17 protein-coding genes are annotated in these 16,885 nt (G+C 69.2%); 10 read left to right on the top strand and 7 right to left on the bottom strand.

The window, feature by feature from the left end; translation table 11 throughout:
• Window positions 1-30 precede the first annotated feature (30 nt).
• From purL to ACLKM7_RS06860, 5 genes are all read left to right on the top strand, one after another.
• Window positions 31-2,379, top strand: a complete 2,349-nt coding sequence (gene purL / locus ACLKM7_RS06880) for a phosphoribosylformylglycinamidine synthase subunit PurL (protein WP_436446401.1) — start codon at window positions 31-33, stop codon at window positions 2,377-2,379.
• Between the two features lie 46 nt (window positions 2,380-2,425).
• Complete coding sequence (locus tag ACLKM7_RS06875; RefSeq protein WP_436446400.1) at window positions 2,426-2,563, top strand: hypothetical protein; 138 nt, start codon at window positions 2,426-2,428, stop codon at window positions 2,561-2,563.
• A 68-nt stretch (window positions 2,564-2,631) separates the two neighbouring features.
• Window positions 2,632-2,808 (top strand): hypothetical protein, encoded by a 177-nt coding sequence (locus ACLKM7_RS06870; RefSeq protein WP_436446399.1) that lies wholly within the window; start codon window positions 2,632-2,634, stop codon window positions 2,806-2,808.
• A 58-nt stretch (window positions 2,809-2,866) separates the two neighbouring features.
• Complete coding sequence (locus ACLKM7_RS06865; RefSeq protein ID WP_436446398.1) at window positions 2,867-3,694, top strand: hypothetical protein; 828 nt, start codon at window positions 2,867-2,869, stop codon at window positions 3,692-3,694.
• Between the two features lie 67 nt (window positions 3,695-3,761).
• Window positions 3,762-4,709 carry a hypothetical protein gene (locus tag ACLKM7_RS06860; RefSeq protein ID WP_436446397.1) on the top strand — a complete coding sequence of 316 codons (948 nt, stop codon included), beginning with the start codon at window positions 3,762-3,764 and terminating at the stop codon, window positions 4,707-4,709.
• An 80-nt stretch (window positions 4,710-4,789) separates the two neighbouring features.
• On the opposite strand, the gene ACLKM7_RS06855 is transcribed toward ACLKM7_RS06860, so the two are convergent.
• The 3 genes from ACLKM7_RS06855 to ACLKM7_RS06845 all read right to left on the bottom strand — a co-directional run bounded on the left by ACLKM7_RS06855 (window position 4,790) and on the right by ACLKM7_RS06845 (window position 8,076).
• The gene (locus ACLKM7_RS06855; protein WP_436446396.1) at window positions 4,790-5,716 is read right to left on the bottom strand and encodes a glycine betaine ABC transporter substrate-binding protein; all 927 of its coding nucleotides are present in this window, start codon (window positions 5,714-5,716) and stop codon (window positions 4,790-4,792) included.
• Between the two features lie 84 nt (window positions 5,717-5,800).
• Window positions 5,801-6,766 (bottom strand): ABC transporter permease, encoded by a 966-nt coding sequence (locus ACLKM7_RS06850; protein WP_436446395.1) that lies wholly within the window; start codon window positions 6,764-6,766, stop codon window positions 5,801-5,803.
• A complete protein-coding gene (locus tag ACLKM7_RS06845) occupies window positions 6,766-8,076 on the bottom strand; it encodes a quaternary amine ABC transporter ATP-binding protein (protein WP_436446394.1) in 1,311 nt (436 codons plus the stop codon). Before ACLKM7_RS06845 ends, ACLKM7_RS06850 begins: the two co-directional genes overlap by 1 nt.
• Window positions 8,077-8,432: 356 nt before the next feature.
• Here ACLKM7_RS06845 and ACLKM7_RS06840 point away from each other — a divergent pair, with 356 nt between their 5' ends.
• The 3 genes from ACLKM7_RS06840 to ACLKM7_RS06830 are packed head-to-tail and all read left to right on the top strand — an operon-like array spanning window position 8,433 to window position 10,426.
• On the top strand, window positions 8,433-8,801 hold the full coding sequence (locus ACLKM7_RS06840; protein WP_436446393.1) for a GntR family transcriptional regulator: 369 nt from the start codon (window positions 8,433-8,435) through the stop codon (window positions 8,799-8,801).
• 12 nt (window positions 8,802-8,813) lie between these two features.
• Entirely contained in the window at window positions 8,814-9,734 is a 921-nt protein-coding gene (locus ACLKM7_RS06835; protein ID WP_436446392.1) for an ABC transporter ATP-binding protein, read from the top strand.
• Window positions 9,731-10,426 (top strand): hypothetical protein, encoded by a 696-nt coding sequence (locus ACLKM7_RS06830; protein WP_436446391.1) that lies wholly within the window; start codon window positions 9,731-9,733, stop codon window positions 10,424-10,426. The genes ACLKM7_RS06835 and ACLKM7_RS06830 overlap by 4 nt, the downstream gene beginning before the upstream one ends.
• A 21-nt stretch (window positions 10,427-10,447) precedes the next feature.
• Here the strand turns inward: ACLKM7_RS06830 and ACLKM7_RS06825 are convergent, their stop codons facing one another.
• A complete protein-coding gene (locus ACLKM7_RS06825) occupies window positions 10,448-11,539 on the bottom strand; it encodes an ATP-binding protein (RefSeq protein WP_436446390.1) in 1,092 nt (363 codons plus the stop codon).
• A gap of 45 nt (window positions 11,540-11,584) precedes the next feature.
• On the bottom strand, window positions 11,585-11,878 hold the full coding sequence (locus ACLKM7_RS06820; protein WP_168913383.1) for a chorismate mutase: 294 nt from the start codon (window positions 11,876-11,878) through the stop codon (window positions 11,585-11,587).
• Window positions 11,879-12,009: 131 nt separating this feature from the next.
• Between ACLKM7_RS06820 and ACLKM7_RS06815 the strand changes: the two genes are divergently transcribed.
• Window positions 12,010-13,233 carry an AI-2E family transporter gene (locus ACLKM7_RS06815; RefSeq protein ID WP_436446389.1) on the top strand — a complete coding sequence of 408 codons (1,224 nt, stop codon included), beginning with the start codon at window positions 12,010-12,012 and terminating at the stop codon, window positions 13,231-13,233.
• A gap of 6 nt (window positions 13,234-13,239) precedes the next feature.
• Here ACLKM7_RS06815 and ACLKM7_RS06810 read toward each other — a convergent pair whose 3' ends face one another.
• Both ACLKM7_RS06810 and ACLKM7_RS06805 read right to left on the bottom strand, forming a co-directional pair.
• On the bottom strand, window positions 13,240-14,454 hold the full coding sequence (locus ACLKM7_RS06810) for a lactonase family protein (protein WP_436446388.1): 1,215 nt from the start codon (window positions 14,452-14,454) through the stop codon (window positions 13,240-13,242).
• Window position 14,455: 1 nt separating this feature from the next.
• Window positions 14,456-15,742: an adenylosuccinate synthase gene (locus ACLKM7_RS06805; RefSeq protein ID WP_436446387.1), complete on the bottom strand. Its 1,287-nt coding sequence runs from the start codon at window positions 15,740-15,742 to the stop codon at window positions 14,456-14,458.
• 76 nt (window positions 15,743-15,818) lie between these two features.
• Here ACLKM7_RS06805 and ACLKM7_RS06800 point away from each other — a divergent pair, with 76 nt between their 5' ends.
• Complete coding sequence (locus ACLKM7_RS06800; RefSeq protein ID WP_436446386.1) at window positions 15,819-16,706, top strand: Pr6Pr family membrane protein; 888 nt, start codon at window positions 15,819-15,821, stop codon at window positions 16,704-16,706.
• Window positions 16,707-16,885 lie beyond the last annotated feature (179 nt).

Raw genomic sequence — 16,885 nt, 5'->3', positions numbered from 1 at the left:
GGCATCCCCTGATTTCTGGAGTGCAGCCGCGTGACCACCCCCATCGAGAACACCGCTCCGGCACGCCCGGCCGCCGACACCGTCGACAACGCCGCCGCCACTCCCGAGAAGGAGCAGCCGTACGCGGCGCTCGGCCTCAAGCCCGACGAGTACGAGCGCATCCGCGAGATCCTCGGCCGCCGCCCCACGTCGGGCGAGCTGGCGATGTACTCAGTGATGTGGTCGGAGCACTGCTCCTACAAGTCGTCGAAGATCTACCTGCGCAAGTTCGGCGAGAAGGTCTCGGACGAGATGAAGACCCGCCTCATGGTGGGCATGGGCCAGAACGCCGGCGTCGTCGACATCGGCGAGGGCTGGGCCGTCACCTTCAAGGTCGAGTCGCACAACCACCCCAGCTACATCGAGCCGTTCCAGGGCGCCGCGACCGGCGTCGGCGGCATCGTCCGCGACATCATCTCGATGGGCGCACGCCCGGTCGCGATCATGGACCAGCTGCGCTTCGGCGCGATCGATAACCCCGACACCGCTCGCGTGGTGCACGGCGTCGTGAGCGGCATCTCGTTCTACGGCAATTGCCTCGGCCTGCCGAACATCGGCGGCGAGACCGTCTTCGACGCGGTGTACCAGGGCAACCCGCTCGTCAATGCCCTCGCGGTCGGGGTCCTGCGCCACGAGGACCTCAAGCTCGCGAACGCCTCGGGCGCCGGCAACAAGGTCGTGCTGTTCGGAGCCCGCACCGGCGGCGACGGCATCGGCGGGGCATCCATCCTCGCCTCCGACACGTTCGCCGACGGCGGCCCCACCAAGCGCCCCGCCGTGCAGGTGGGCGACCCGTTCGCCGAGAAGGTGCTCATCGAGTGCTGCCTCGAGCTGTACAAGGACGAGCTCGTCGAGGCTATCCAGGACCTCGGCGCCGCCGGCATCTCGTGCGCCACGTCGGAGCTCGCCGCCAACGGCGGCTCGGGCATGCGGGTCGACCTCGAGAACGTGCTGCTGCGCGACCCGACGCTGACGCCCGAAGAGATCCTGATGAGCGAGAGCCAGGAGCGCATGATGGCGATCGTGGCTCCCGAGAAGCTCGCGAAGTTCCTCGCCGTGACCGCCAAGTGGGACGTCGAGACCAGTGTGCTCGGCGAGGTCACCGGCGACGGGCGGCTGCAGATCTTCTGGCACGGCGAAGAGATCGTCAACGTCGACCCGTCGACCGTCGCGGTCGACGGACCCGTCTACGAGCGCCCGGTCGCCTACCCGACCTGGATCGACGCGCTGCGCGAGGACTCGGCGTCCGCTCTGCCGCGCGATCTCGACCCCGACACGCTCCGCCGTCAGTTCACGCAGCTGGTCGCGAGCCCGAACCTCGCCGACACCTCGTGGGTGACCAACCAGTACGACTACTACGTGCTCGGCAACACGGCGCTGTCGTTCCCCGATGACGCCGGCATGATCCGCGTCGACGAGCACTCCGGCCTCGGCTTCGCCATCGCGACGGACTGCAACGGGCGCTACTGCCAGCTCGACCCGTACCAGGGCGCCAAGCTCGCCCTGGCCGAGGCGTACCGCAACGTCGCCGTGACCGGCGCGGTGCCGACGGCGGTCACCGACTGCCTCAACTTCGGCTCGCCCGAGAACCCCGAGGTCATGTGGCAGTTCTCGCAGGCCGTCGACGGCCTGTCGGACGGATGCCTCGAGCTGGGCGTTCCCGTCACGGGCGGCAACGTCTCGTTCTACAACCAGACTGGTGACCAGCCGATCTTCCCGACCCCGGTCGTCGGCGTGCTCGGCATCATCGACGACGTCGCCCGGCGCATCCCGTCGGGCTGGCAGGACGCCGGCGAGAACATCTACCTGCTGGGCGTGACCGCGACCGAGCTGTCGGGCTCGCAGTGGGCCGGCACGATCCACGGTCACCTCGGCGGTCGCCCGCCGGCGGTCGACCTGGCGAACGAGAAGAAGCTTGCCGAACTGCTGCACGCGGCCGGTCAGCAGGCGCTCGTCTCGTCGGCGCACGACCTGTCGTCCGGCGGGCTCGCGCAGGCTCTGGCCGAGTCCGTCATGCGCTTCGGCGTGGGCGCGCGGGTCTGGCTGAACGAGATCATGGAGCGGGACGGGGTGGATGCCGCGACCGCGCTGTTCTCGGAGTCCACGGGTCGCGTCATCGTGAGCGTGCCCCGCGAGGACGACGTGAAGTTCCGCGGCCTGTGCGAAGGACGCGGCTACCCCGTGCTGCGCATCGGCGTGACCGATGCTGCCGGCGACGGAGATGCCCCGGCGCTCGAAGTGCAGGGCCTGTTCACAGTGCCCCTCGACGAGCTGCGCGACCTCTCGACCTCGACCCTTCCCGCCGCGTTCGGCGCGACGGTGTCGGAGCCCGTCGCCTGATCCTGGAGCCGGACCGGTGTCCGAGCCGGGCTCTAGGATGGGAGCCATGGCGACGGAGGACGACGACTACAGCGGTTTCAACGACACCCGCCAGCGGCGTGTCAAGGTCATCGCGTGGGTGACGATCGTCGCCCTCATCCTCGTCGGCGGTGGCGCCACCGTCTTCGCCCTCCTCTTCGGGTGATACCGGATGCCTCGGCTCGGGCTATCCGTCGGGGGCCCGGCGCGGTAGCCTCCGAGCAGGAGGACCTCATGGCCGAGAAGCAGTCCCTGTGGGCGCGAATCAAGAACTTCGTGTCGCCACCGCGCGAGAGCTACGACTCCCGCCAGGCCCGTCCCGGCGATCCGGACGAGGGTCCGGGCAACCCGGTGTTCGAGGCGACCGACCGCCGCCGCCACGGCGGCACGATGGAGATCGGCCCGTATTGAGGCCTGCGACGCCCAGCACACTCGCGGCCGCGGCGTCGGCACGCGCGGCTAGCATGGCATGGTGGAGCCGATCCTCCTCATCGTGTCGGGCTGGTGGTGGGTCGCCCCGGCAGCCGCGGGCGTCGGAGCGATGTCGTACGCCGCGCTGACGGTCCGGGGGCGACGCGCCCGCCGGATCGAACTCGACGCTGCCCGGCACGAGGAGCGCATGGCGCATCTGGCTCTGCAGTCGGCTCAAGCAGAGCTGCGCGCAGCCAAGGCCGAGCTGCTGGCCGTGAAGGCGGGGCGTGACGCGCGGGCGCTCGGCGACGCGCGACGTCGGCTCGCGGTGACGAAGCAAACCGAGCGCTCGGCATCGCTGCACCTGCGGGCGGCACGTGACCGCCTGCGTGCCACCGCGCTGCGGTACCGATCGATGCGGCGCGACTCACCGCACCCGATCGCGGAGCTCGTCGCCCGCCACGATGCGGTCACGGCGCGATGGCTCGAATACGAGACGGATGCCGGAAAGGCACTGTCATTCCCGCAGATACTCGATCCCCAGCATCCGCCGACGCTCGCCTTCCTGCGTGCACAGCGCGAGGCCCAGACGCTGCGCGCCGCCGCGACGCAGGACAAAGTCACGCCCGAGACGTATCTCGCCTACCGCAACGCGGTCCAGGCCGCCGAAGCGGCGTTCGACGCCGCCGAGGACGACGCACTCGGCATCGCGCGCGAGAGCGTGTCGAGCCTCGCGTGGGATGCACTGCCCGCCCCGCTCACGACGTGGCTGCCCCGTGCCGCCGATGCGATCGGCGAGGCCGCGCGTGTCGTCGCCGACGTGCGGGATGCCGTCGCGAAGCGGCAGGGCGGCACTTCGCGGCCCGACGAGCCGCCGCGCGGCTGAGCCTGCGCACCGGATCCTCAGCGACCTCCCGGGCGCCGCGCGCGGGGGCGACGGCTAGCATGACAGGGTGGAGCCGATTTTCGACTTCCTTCGGGACTTCTGGTGGCTCGCCTTCCCGCTCTTCGGCGTGCTGGCGTCGGTCGGCGGCGCCTGGGAACGGGGAGCACGGCGGCGCCACAAGCGGCGTCTCGAGGTGCTGCACGCGAAGGCCGAGCTCAAGGCCGCGCAGGCCGCAGCCCGCGGCAAGCCGGTGGCAGCGGCATCCCTTCCCCCGGTGACCGCGCCGACGGCGACCCAGATCTCGGCACCCGCAGAAGCCCGCGATACGCAGACGACGCAGCTCGAGCGCCTGTTCGCCACGCACGACTCGGTGACCGCGCGCTGGCTCGAGTACGAGCTCGACGTCGCCAAGATGATCGCGTTCCCGGCGATGAGCGACGGCCGCCAGCCGCTGACGGCGGCGTTCCTGCGCGCCAAGCGCATCGCGGACGGGCTGCGCCCGGCCTCGTCCAAGGCGCGTCTCACGCGCGAACAGCTCGCCGAGTACCGCAACGCGGTCGCCGATTTCGAGGTGGCGTTCGACGTCGCCGAGCGCGACGCGCGGCGCCTGCGCGATTCGAGTTTCTCCGAGGTCGAGCGCAAGCGCCTCGACACGGCCAAGCAGCTGCTGACGGTCGCGATCGACGACGCAGCCACTCCGGCCGAACGTCAGCTCGCGTACCGCCGCGTCCGCGAGGAGCTCGACGGGCTCATCTCGATCTCGGACGAAGCCATCGAGGTGCTCGAGAAGAAGGTCATGCTCGAGATCGCTCCGGTGGCGAAGCCCGCCGAGACGGCGACGGATGCCGCATCCCGAGTGACCGCCGAGCCCGAGCCCGAGCCCGAGCCCGAGCCGATCCCGGTCGACAGGCCGAGCACCACGCCACCGCCGAAGACCGCGCCCTGGCCGGTGCCCGCTCGGGGAAGCGGGGACACCGCTCCGGGGCGGGTCGTACACCCCAAGCCGCGGCACTGACCCCTGCGCGGTCGCCGAGAACGACGGCACGCCGCCGGACCGAGTCGCGGCGGCGTGCCAGATCGGAGGGACGAGATCAGTCAGTCGGTGACGATCGTGTCGAATGCCTCGGGGTTCGCCTCGAGCCACGCAGCGACGGCCTCGGCCTCGCGACCCTCGGCGTACTCGTTCACCACCATGTCTTCGAGCGAGCCGTACTCGGCGTCGTCGAGCTGAATGCCGGCGATCAGCTCGGCTGCCTCAGCGCAACGCTCCGAGAAGCCGTCGGTCCCGAGGAAGTGCAGCGCTTCGGGCTCGCCCATCGCGCCCTTGGGGTCTTCGAGGTCCTTCAGGTCGTAGGCCTCGTTCGCCCAGAACGGCCGCCACGACGTCACGACGATGTCCTCCTGCCCGTCGATCGCGTTCTCGAGCTCGGTGAGCATCGCCGCGGTCGACGAGGTGACGAGCTCGTACTCGCCGTCGAGCCCGTACTCGGGCATCATCGAGTCCTGCGTCTGGGCGGTCAGGCCCGCACCGGGCTCGATGCCGACGATGCGGCCACCGAAGCGATCGGCGTTGCCGGCAAGCTCCTCGATGGAGGTGATGTCGACGTAGCTCGGCACGGCGATCGTGAGCTTGGCGTCGTCGTAGTACGCACCGAGGTCTTCGATCGAGTCGCCGTACTCGTCCATGTACTGCGCGTGCGTGAGCTCGGGCCACGCTGAGGGGTAGATGTCCACGTCACCCTGTGCGAGGCCGGTGTAGAGCGGTCCCGCCTCGGTGAGCGTCTGCATCTCGACGTCGATGCCGAGCGCGCCCAGCTGGTTCTCGAGCAGATACGCCGTGCTGAGGCCATCCGTCCACGACGGGAGGAAGCCGAGCGTGATCGTGTCGCAGCTCGCGCCGCTGCCGTTGCCGTTGCCTCCGGCTTCGGCGTCGCCGTCGCCCGCGTTGCCGCTGCAGCCTGCCAGTGCCAGGGTCGCCGCGGCGCCGAGCGCCAGAGTCGCTGTGAGGTGTCGCTTGTTCATGCAGTTCCGTCCTTCATGTATGTCGTCGTACGTTTCGTATTTCTTCTCTTGATGTCGAGCGCGCCTCAGGCCGCGTGCTCGCGTTCAGCCGACGGTTCGGCTGCCGGCGGAGAGGAGGCTCTCCTGCTCCGCCTGGTCTTGTGCGTCGGAGGCGGCCGGGCCGGGCACGGCGCGGCGGTCGGCACGGCTTCGCGACATGACCCCCAGCAGCGATGACCGATACGTCGACGGACTTCCGAGCGCCGCCGTCACGCGATCGAGGTAGACCGCGATGATCACGACGCCGAGTCCTGCCTCGACGCCGAGAGCCAGGTTGACCGTCGAGACCGACTGCACGACGATCTTCCCGAGACCGTCGGCACCCACGATTCCGGCGAGCACGGCCATCGACAGGGCGAGCATGATCACCTGGTTGACGCCGGCCATGATCGTCGGTGTCGCGAGGGGAAGCTGGATGCCGCGGAGGATCTGACCGGGCGTGGCCCCGAAGGCCTGCCCCGCCTCGACCGTCTCGGAGTCGACGCCTCTGATCCCCAGTTCGGTCAGGCGCACACCCGGAGGCAGCGCGAAGATCACCGTGGCCACCAGGCCCGGCACAACGCCGATGCTGAAGAAGGTGATCGCCGGGATCAGGTAGACGAAGGCAGGCATCGTCTGCATGAAGTCGAGCACCGGCTTGAGGATCGCGCGCGCCGTGTCGTTGCGGGCAGACCAGATGCCGAGCGGGATCGCGATCACCAGGGCGACGAGCGTCGCGACGAGGACGAGTGAGAGGGTCTGGAGCGTCGGGATCCAGAGATCCATCGCAACGATCAGCAGGAACGCCCCCACCGTGCCGAGGGCCATCTGCCAGGAGCGCAGCAGCCATCCGATGAGGGCGAAGACCGCGATCATGAGGGGCATCGGCGTGGCGACGAGCACGTCGGTGAGTCCGTCGACGAGGAAGCGCACGACGACGGTGATCACGTCGAAGAGGCCGTCGAGATTGTCGCGCAGCCAGTCGACGCCGGTCTCGATCCAGTCCCCGACCGGGATGCGGAAGCCGTCCATCAGCGGATCCCCCCGTCCTCGGCGCTGACCGCCCGATCGAGCGGCGCCTGCGCGAGCACGGCGTCGATCTCGTTCGCCGGCAGCGGATGCAGCGGCAGGCTGATCTCACCGGTCGCTCCGGGCCCGGGCCCGAGGGCGGCGAGCAGGGTGACGCGCGGGATCACGCCCGTGAGCCGGCCTTCGGCGTCCACCACGGCCAGCGGCAGCGGCGACTCCACCGACGGCACGAACAGGTTCATCAGGATCTCGTCTTCGTTCACGCTCTGCGGAACGCGGCTGATCACCGAGGCGATCGAGTTCTCGCCCTTGCGGACGAGCTTGACCGCTTCGCGGTCGCTGACGACACCGAGCAGGCGTCCGTCGCGATCCGTGACGTACACGGCCGACATGTAGGCGTCACGCATCTGACGAAGCGCGGTGCGCGGGCCGGCAGCGATGTGCACGACCGGACGCGGCCGCTCCATCACGTTGGCCGCCGTCAGCACGCGCGCACGGTCGACGTCCTGGACGAACTGCTCGACGTAGTCGTTCGCCGGGTCGGTGAGGATGTCCTCCGGCGTGCCGATCTGGACGATCCGGCCGTCGCGCATGACGGCGATGCGGTCGCCGAGGAACATCGCCTCATTGAGATCGTGGGTGATGAACACGATCGTCTTCTTCAGCTTGTGCTGCAGCGACAGCAGCTGTTCCTGCATCTCGCGTCGGATGAGCGGGTCGAGCGCACTGAAGGCCTCGTCCATGAGGAGGATCTCGGTGTCGGCCGCGAGCGCGCGGGCGATCCCGACGCGCTGCTGCATCCCGCCCGACAGTGCGGACGGCAGCTTGTCTTCCCAGCCCTCCAGGCCGACCATCGCGAGGACCTCCTCGGCCTTCGCCCGTCGCTCGCCCCTGCCGACGCCTCGCAGCTCGAGCGAGTATGCGACGTTGTCGGCGACGGTGCGGTGGGGCAGGAGCGCGAAGTGCTGGAAGACCATCGAGACGCGGTCCCTGCGAATCTCTCGCAGCCGGCCGGCGGGGATGCCGGTGATCGGCTCACCGCCGATCGCGATGGAGCCGGCGGTCGCATCGTGCAGCCCATTGAGCATGCGGATGATCGTGGACTTGCCGGACCCCGACAGGCCCATGATCACGAAGATCTCGCCTTGCTGAACGGTGAAGCCGGCGTCGATGACCGCGGCGGTGCCGGCGACGTCGGTGCGTGCGGCGCCGGCGCGGAGGCGCTCGACGGCGGCTTTGGGATTTCGTCCGAAGACTTTGAACAGGTTCTTCGCCTCGATGGCGGGGGAAGCGGTGGCAGGTGGTGTGGACACAGTGCGCCTCGGCAGCCCGGTGCAGGGGGCTGCATCGGTCACGCCCGGGTGGCGGTCACACGCGTGCGCTCTTTCGGAGAGCGACGGCGGCGACGGATGTCGGATCCGCGCAAGGACCGCCGACCATACGCTCGCCGCGAGGCATCCCCAGGATGCCGTGCGGGACCGCGGACTGGTCGGGAAGGCCCGCAAAGGGGCCTCATCCAACGTTTCATCCGAATGGATGCATCGCAAATTTGACCCCTGAGCAGCCCGTCGCTATCACGCGCGCGTGCTCGGCTCGGTGCAGTTGTGTTGACGCGGCACCCGTTATATGGTTACTTACTCAAGTAACTAACCAACACACGGGACGTGATGTGATCGAAGAAGGTCGGGCGCTGTTCCTCCAGATCGCCGAGAGCGTGGAGGACGCGATCATCGACGGATCGCTCGCCGAAGAGGCGCAGGCGCCGTCGACCAACGAGCTCGCCGGCTTCTACCGCATCAACCCCGCCACGGCAGCGAAGGGAATCGCGATGCTCACCGACAAGGGCGTGCTCTACAAGCGCCGCGGCATCGGCATGTTCGTCGCGCCGGGGGCGCGCGAGCTGCTGCTCAGCGAGCGCCGCTCCGCCTTCGCCGACCGCTTCGTCGAGCCGCTCCTGGTCGAGGCGCGCAAGCTCGGCCTCGGACCCGAAGACCTCACCCTGCTCATCCACGATCGCGCCTCGGCGCGCCCCGACTGAATGGAAGAATCCATGACCCACGTGATCGAGGTGAAGAACCTCACCAAGCGCTACCGCGACACCGTCGCCGTCGACGACGTGAGCTTCACGATCGAGAAGGACACGATCTACGGCCTGCTCGGGCGCAACGGCGCCGGCAAGACCACGGTGATGTCGATCCTCACCGCCCAGAACTTCGCCACGAGCGGCGACGTGCGCGTGTTCGGCATGCACCCCTACGAGAACGCCAAGGTGCTCTCGCGCATGTGCTTCGTGCGCGAGAGCCAGAAGTACCCCGACGACGCACTCGCCAAGCACGCATTCGCCACCGCGCGGCTGTTCTTCCCGAACTGGGACGAGGACCTCGCGCAGCGGCTCATCGAGGACTTCCAGCTGCCGATGAAGACGCGCATCAAGAAGATGTCGCGCGGTCAGATGTCGGCGGTCGGCGTCATCATCGGACTCGCCGCCCGCGCCGAGATCACGTTCTTCGACGAGCCCTACCTGGGCCTGGACGCTGTCGCGCGGCAGATCTTCTACGACCGGCTGCTCGAGGACTACACCGAGCACCCGCGCACCGTGATCCTGTCGAGCCACTTGATCGACGAGGTGTCGAACCTCATCGAGCGCGTGCTCGTGATCGATCGCGGGCGGATCCTGATGGACGAGGCGACGGATGCTGTCCGCGACCGCGCCGCGAACATCGTGGGAGACGCGTCCGCGGTCGAGGCCTTCGTCGTGGGCCGCACGGTCATCCATCGCGAGACGCTCGGCAACGTGGCATCCGTCACCGTTCTCGGCGCCCTCTCGCTGGCCGACCGTGAGCGTCTCGCCGCGACCGGCCTGGACGTGGCCCCTGTCTCACTGCAGCAGCTCATCGTTCGCACGACCACTGCGAACGCGAACAACGCCGGCCGGGCGGCATCCGCCCTCGATGAAGGAGCCCTGCGATGAACCGCACCGTCAACGTCGTGCGCATGCAGCTGGTCAACAAGCAGACGTTCGTGTGGGTGCCGTTGATCGTGCTGGGCGCATCGTTCGCGATGTCGCTCGCGATCTACGCGATCCTCTTCACGTCCGGCGTCTCCGGACCGTTCTACGGCGGCGGCTCGCAGGCACCCTTGTGGGTGCTGCTGTTTGTTGGGATCTCGTCGCTGACCCTCACGTTCCCGTTCTCGCAGGCGATGAGCGTCACCCGACGCGAGTTCTTCCTCGGCACCATGCTGGCGGCGGCGATGTGCGCCGTGCTGCTCGCCGCGGTGTTCGCGATCGGGGCCCTCGTCGAAGAGGCGACAGGCGGCTGGGGCATCAACGGCTACTTCTTCGCACTGGACTGGGTGGTGTCGGCAGGACCGTTCGTCGCCGCGCTCTTCTACTTCGTCATGGCGATGCTCATCTTCATGTTCGGGTTCTGGTCGGCCACCGTGTACAAGCGGTTCGGCGCTCTGGTGCTGACCTCCATCTGGGTCGGCGTGGCCGTGCTGCTGGTGCTCGCGATCTGGGCGATCACGTTCTTCGCGATGTGGGGCGACGTGTGGACGGCTCTCGTCAACGCGGGGCCACTCGGTTTCGCGCTCTGGGGGCTCGTCCTCACCGTCCTTCTCGCGGGGATCTCGTACCTGACGCTGCGCCGCGCCGTGCCGTGACTCCGCAGATGCGGGGGCGGCTCAGCGCAGGGGCACCGAGACGTCGGAGCCGCCCTCGTGGGTGAGTCGGCCCCCCATCTGCACCAGGGTCGGCGACTCCACGAAACCGCCGGCGAAGAGCGCCTGGCCCTGAGCGAACGACGGCGAGCGGTCCAGCAGCGAGCTCGGCGCGAAGCCGAACACGTCCGCGAGCTCGGCGAGATCGCGTGGCGAGCTCATGCGCATGAGCGCGAGGTTGTCGCATTGAGAGAGCGCGTTGGGGTGCAGTTTCGACGGACGCTGCGTGGACAGCAGCAACCACAGCCCGTACTTGCGACCCTCCGCGGCGATCTGCACGATGCGCTCGGTGAGCAGCGCCTCCGTAGGCGTGGCGGGATCCGGCCGGCACAGGTTGTGCGCCTCGTCGATCACGATGAGACGCCCGACCCGCTCCTCGCGGCGCTCCCACAGGTGGTCGAGCACCGCCAGGGCCGCAGCTCGCGATTCCGCCTGCGTCGGGAACCCCCCGAGATCGACGACGGTCGCGTCGGCCCGATCGTCGATGTCGTCGGTGATGCTGCGCTGCCCCCACGCCCACAGGTCCCAGTCGGCGACGCCGAGGTTCTCCAGGCGAAGCGCGAGCCGGTGCCGTACGGCCACGTCGCCGGAGCGCAGGAACTCGATGAGGCGCCCCTGTCGGATCTGCAGCACTTCGGTCTCTATCTGCAACAGCCCGTTGTACTCCTCGGCGTCGTGGACAGGATCGAGGTTGAGGATCGCGGCACGCGAACGCAGCGGCAGGTCGAGGAACCGCGTGTGCAACGGTTCCGTGCCTCCGATGCCGCCGGGACGACGCACGCGGATGTCGCGGCTGCGCAGCCCGGCCGCCTCCTCGGGTGAGGCCTCGGCGCGCACCTCGCCGAGGCGCACGAAGTCGGCGTTCGGATCGAGCACGACCAGCGGCATCCGGGTCTGCAGCAGCACCTGCTCGAGGAGGACGCCGAGCGCGTAGGTCTTGCCCGAACCGCTCTGCCCGCACCAGAACGTGTGGCGATTGAGCTTGGGCGCGAGGACGTGGGCGGGGAGGCGATCCTCGGATTCGAGCAGTGAGCCGATGCGCAGTTCGCGGGTCATGCGATCAGCGTAGGGGCTGCGGCCTCGTCCTGTGCCGGCGCTGTCTCAGCGGCGATCTGCCGCTTCGGTGTGGTGGCGGATCACCTCGGCCACGACGAAGTTGAACCACTTCTCGGCGAAGGCGGGATCGAGGTCTGCCTGCTCGGCCAGGCGGCGCAGGCGTGCGACCTGCTGCTCCTCGCGGGCCGGGTCCGACGGCGGCATCCCGTGCTCGGCCTTGAGGACTCCCACCTGCTTGGTGGCCTTGAACCGTTCGGCCAGCATGTACATCAGCGCGGCGTCGATGTTGTCGATGCTGCTGCGCAGCCGCGCCAGCGTGGTCATCGGATCTTCGGCCATGGCGGTCCTCCTCGTCGCCCCCGACGATACCCGAGCCGCGTTCCCGCGCCTGACGCTGGCTACTCATACGATCCGCGTGATCTTGGCCCGCACCCGTGTGCCCGCGGCATCCCCGCCCCTAGAGTGTGACCATGACCGACGCCTCGCCCCTGGCCGGCCCCTCGGACGCCCTCGGCGCCCCCGCCGCCGATGCCGATTCCGCCGCCGCGAAGGCGCCGGCGGACGCCCAGTCACCCGCATCGCTCGATGCCGCAGCCCTGGACGGGCAGCCGGTCTTCACCGGCGAGGCGCCGGCGGGCAAGACGTTCTGGGCCAACCTGAATAGCCCGTTCGGGGTGGGCCTGTTCCTCACCCTCGGCGGCCTGGTGGCCATCGCCCTCGGGCTGGCGTTCTGGAACCTGTCGACGATCATCATCTACATCGTCTTCGCCCTGTTCGCCGCCCTGGGCCTCGACCCGGTGGTGCGCTGGTTCGGCGGTCATCACGTCGCCCGGCCGTGGGCGATCGTGATCGTCTACACGGCTTTCGCACTCGTGTTCACCGGCATCCTGCTGCTTGTCGTGCCTGCGCTGGTCGGGCAGATCTCGCAGTTCTTCGGCGACATTCCGGATCTCGTCGACGAGTTCCAGGCATCCGACTTCTACGGGTGGCTGAACTCGACCTTCGGCACCGAGGTCGGCACGATCCTGGATCAGGTCGAGGCGTTCCTGACCAACCCCGCGAATATCGCCGCGATCGGCGGCGGCGTGCTCAACTTCGCCATCAACGTCGGCACGACCATCTCGGGCCTGATCATCGTCCTCGTCCTGAGCCTGTACTTCCTCGCCGGTCTGCCGGCGATGAAGGTCGCGTTCAACCGATTCGCCCCGGCTCGCAGCCGCGCCAAGGCGGCCGCCATGACCGAGCAGATCACGGACTCGATCGGCGCCTATCTCATGGGCATGGTGGTGCTGGCGTTCTGCAACTCGGTCGTCGCCTTCCTGCTGCACCTGTTCCTCGGTCTGCCGTTCCCGGCGCTCATGGGCGTCCTCGCCTTCCTCATCACCTTGATCCCGCTCATCGGATCGGTGCTGTACTGGATGACGGCGACCGTCCTCGCGCTGTTCACGGGATGGCTCCCCGCTCTGATCTTCGCGGTCATCTACCTCATCTACATGCAGCTCGAGGCATACGTGCTGACGCCGAAGGTGATGAACCGGGCCATCGCGGTGCCGGGCGCACTCGTGGTGATCGGTGCGATGGTCGGCGGCACGCTGCTCGGACTGCTGGGTGCCCTCGTCGCGATCCCGGTGACGGCGTCGATCCTGCTCATCATCAAGCAGGTCTTCATCCCGCGGCAGGACGCCAAGCTCTGACTCGCTTCAGCGTGCCGGGACCAGGCAGGTGGGCGACGGCGCCGCCGTGCGGTGCCGCACGCGACCCGGCACGCCGGAGCGCACATCGAGCGTGAGCGAAGCGACCTCGTCCGAGAGCTGACCGGCGACCAGGAGGATGTCGCGCACCACGAGATGGTGGCGAGGCCAGTCCACGCCCGCTTCGACGAGCGCCACGGGACTCAGCGTCTCGCCGGCGCCGCGGACGCGCAGCGTCGCGATCGTGTTGCTGCCGCGGACGCCGGCGTAGAGGAACTCGCCGTCGCGTGAGGGCGCGAGCTCGGCCGCCGCGTCGCCGGGGAGCGTGCCGCCGAGCGGGGTGCCGCCGACGATGCGCCACGTGCCGTCGATGGCAGGCGCGAGCACGAACACCTCGCACGAGAGCTCGGTCACGACGTACAGGTGCCCGCTCGGGTGCCACACCATGTGCCGCGGACCACTGCCTTTCGGCAGCACGACCTGCTGCACCGCGCGCAGGCCGTCGGACGTCGAGCGCCACAGCCGGACCAGGTCGAACCCGAGGTCGGTGGTCGCGATGAGGCCGCCGGGCAGGAACACGGCCTGATGCGCGCGAGAGGGGCGAACGGTCTCCACGGCCGCCGGGTCGTCCGTGGCAGCAGGCGGTGCCGGCGCGGGCCCGTCATACGAGGGGACGAACCGTGCGAACTCCTCGCCCGCGGCTTCGCGGAGCGCCCGTGCCGCTGCCGCGAGATCGATCCCTCCGGATGCCGCGAGCCCGGGCACTCCCGGCAGTCCGAAGGGCTCCGACGCCGACGGGTCGGCGTACGGGTCGGTCGCTTCCGGCGCGAGCACCGGCGCAGAGGGCCGGCCCCCGGCATCCAGCGTCATACGGACCACGCGCCCGTCGCCCCAGCTGCTCGCGATGAGGAAACGGCCGTCGGGCGAGACGCCGACGTGGCAGGTCGCCTCGCCGGCCGGCACCGGTGGGCCGAGCGGAGCGAATCGGCTCACACCCGCACGGCGGAACGCCTGTACGGCTCCCGTCTTCTCGAGAGCCGCGTAGACGACGTCAAGGCTCGGGTGTGCGGCCAGCCACGAGGGCGAGTCGGCGATCGTCGCTTCGCCGGCGAAGGCCAGCGCGCCGCCGGCCGAGGCCTCGTCGGCGGCGCCGGCATGCAGCATCCCGATGCCGCTCGCGTGGCCGTCCATGTCGGCGGTGTACCCGCCCAGCCACAGCTTCACGTCAGTCGACGAGGTCGTGGCGCACGATGACGGCGTCGCGGGCGGCGCCCACGCCGATCACCGAGATGCGGGTGCCGCTCATCCGCTCGAGGGCCAGCACGTAGTCCTGCGCCTCGACAGGGAGGTCTTCGAAGGTGCGAGCACCCGTGATGTCCTGCTTCCAGCCGGGGAAGTACTCGAGGATGGGCTTGGCGTGGTGGAAGTCGGACTGGTTCACCGGCACCTCGTCGAACCGCTCGCCGTCGACGTCGTACGCGACGCAGACCGGGACGCGGTCGAGGCCGGTGAGGATGTCGAGCTTGGTCAGCACCAGGTCGGTGATGCCGTTGATTCGGGTGGCGTACCGGGTGATCGGCGCGTCATACCAGCCCACGCGACGCGGTCGACCGGTGGTGGTGCCGAACTCGAAGCCCCGCGAGCGCAGCCATTCGCCCTGCTCGTCGTGGAGCTCCGTCGGGAACGGGCCCGATCCGACACGCGTCGTGTACGCCTTGACGATCCCCACGATGCGGTCGAGCCGGTTGGGTCCGACGCCCGAGCCCGTGGACGCGCCGCCCGCGGTCGCCGACGAGGACGTCACGAACGGGTAGGTGCCGTGGTCGACGTCGAGCATCGTGGCCTGGCCGCCCTCGAACACGACCACCTCGCCGCGGTCGAGTGCCTCGTCGAGCAGGAGCGCCGTGTCGGCGACCATGGGGCGCAGGCGCTCGGCGTACGACAGCAGATCGTCGACGATCTCGTCGACCGTGATCGCACGCCGGTTGAAGACCTTCACCAGCAGGTGGTTCTTCTGGTCGAGAGCGCCTTCGACCTTCTGGCGCAGGATGTTCTCGTCGAAGAGGTCCTGCACCCGGATGCCGACACGGTTGATCTTGTCGGCGTACGCCGGGCCGATCCCGCGCCCGGTGGTGCCGATCTGGCGCTTCCCGAGGAAGCGCTCGGTGACCTTGTCGAGCGTGCGGTGATACTGCGTGATGATGTGCGCGTTCGCGCTCACCTTGAGGCGCGACGTGTCGACGCCGCGAGCGTGCAGTGCCTCGAGCTCGGCGAACAGCACCTCCAGGTCGACCACGACGCCGTTGCCGATGACGGCGTTGACGCCGTCCGAGAGGATGCCGGAGGGCAGCAGGTGCAGCGCGTACTTCTCGTCGCCGATCACGACCGTATGACCGGCGTTGTTGCCGCCGTTGAACTTCACGACCCAGTCGGTGCGCTCACCGAGCAGGTCGGTGGCCTTGCCCTTGCCCTCGTCTCCCCACTGGACTCCGACGATCACGATGCCTGGCATGGGCTACTCCCCCGTTTATGGACGGTTACACCCCATCCTATCGATGCCGCCGCATGCCGCCCGATATCGTGACCGCATGATGCGTTCTCGGGCATGGACGACGACGTGGTCGGTGCTGCGCCTCGCAATGGCGGCGGCGATCGTCGCGGCAGTCATCGCGCAACTCGTCCAGTCGGTTTCGAACGCGGTCGACGCCGGTCGTCACGTCCCCACGATCATCACGAACTTCTTCAGCTTCTTCACGATCCTCTCCAACGTCTCGGCGGCCGTCGTGCTGGTGGTGGCGGCGCTGTGGTTCCTCACGCGCGGGAGGGGAAGGGATGCCGAACCCACCGGCATCGCGGTGGCCCTGGCCTGCGTCACGACGTACATGGTGATCACCGGCATCGTCTACAACACTCTGTTGCGCGGCTACGACCTCGAGCCCGGCGCCGTCGTGCCGTGGTCCAACGAGGTGCTGCATCTCCTCGGCCCGCTCTTCCTGCTCGCCGACCTCTTCGTCGGCCCTCTCCGCCGCGCGCTGCCGTGGCGAACGGTCTGGGCGATCGTCGCGTTCCCCATCGTGTGGGTCGTCTACACGATGATCCGCGCCCCCTTCATCACGAACCCGGGCAGCGGAGACCCCTTCTGGTATCCGTACCCGTTCCTCAACCCGAACTTCGCCGACCTGCAGCCGATCAGCGGATACCCGGGCGTCGTCCTCTACGTCATCGGCATCTCGGTCGCGATCATCGCCGTCGGTGCGTTGGTCGTGTGGTGGGGTCGGCGCGTGGGCGCACGGATGCCGGATTCCGGGGCTGCGCCCACGCGCCCGGAGGCTCCGGGAGACGCGCCTGGGCCCACGCGGCCGGAGGCTCCGCTCGACGCGCCAGCGGCGAGTGGAGGGGCCGTGGGGACGGCGCCTGGAGGCGGCGCCGGGACCGTCGAGACCGCCGGCTCGCCGGCCGCCGCCCCTGACGCCTGACGGCGGCGGACCGAGTCCACCACCGTGCGATGCGATGCCCAGGCATCCGCTCGCGCGGTCGGTTCCTGCATCCGCGGTCGATGTCTTCGGGCGCGCGAGCAGGAAACGACAGCGCGAGAGACCACGAACGCCGAATCGGACGGGGGCGAGCGCAGCATCCGCCCATCCCTAGAATTGAG

The sequence above is a fragment of the Microbacterium sp. I2 genome, from assembly GCF_051364985.1.
GTDB lineage: Bacteria > Actinomycetota > Actinomycetes > Actinomycetales > Microbacteriaceae > Microbacterium.
This window is presented reverse-complemented; position numbering and strand designations above follow the sequence as displayed.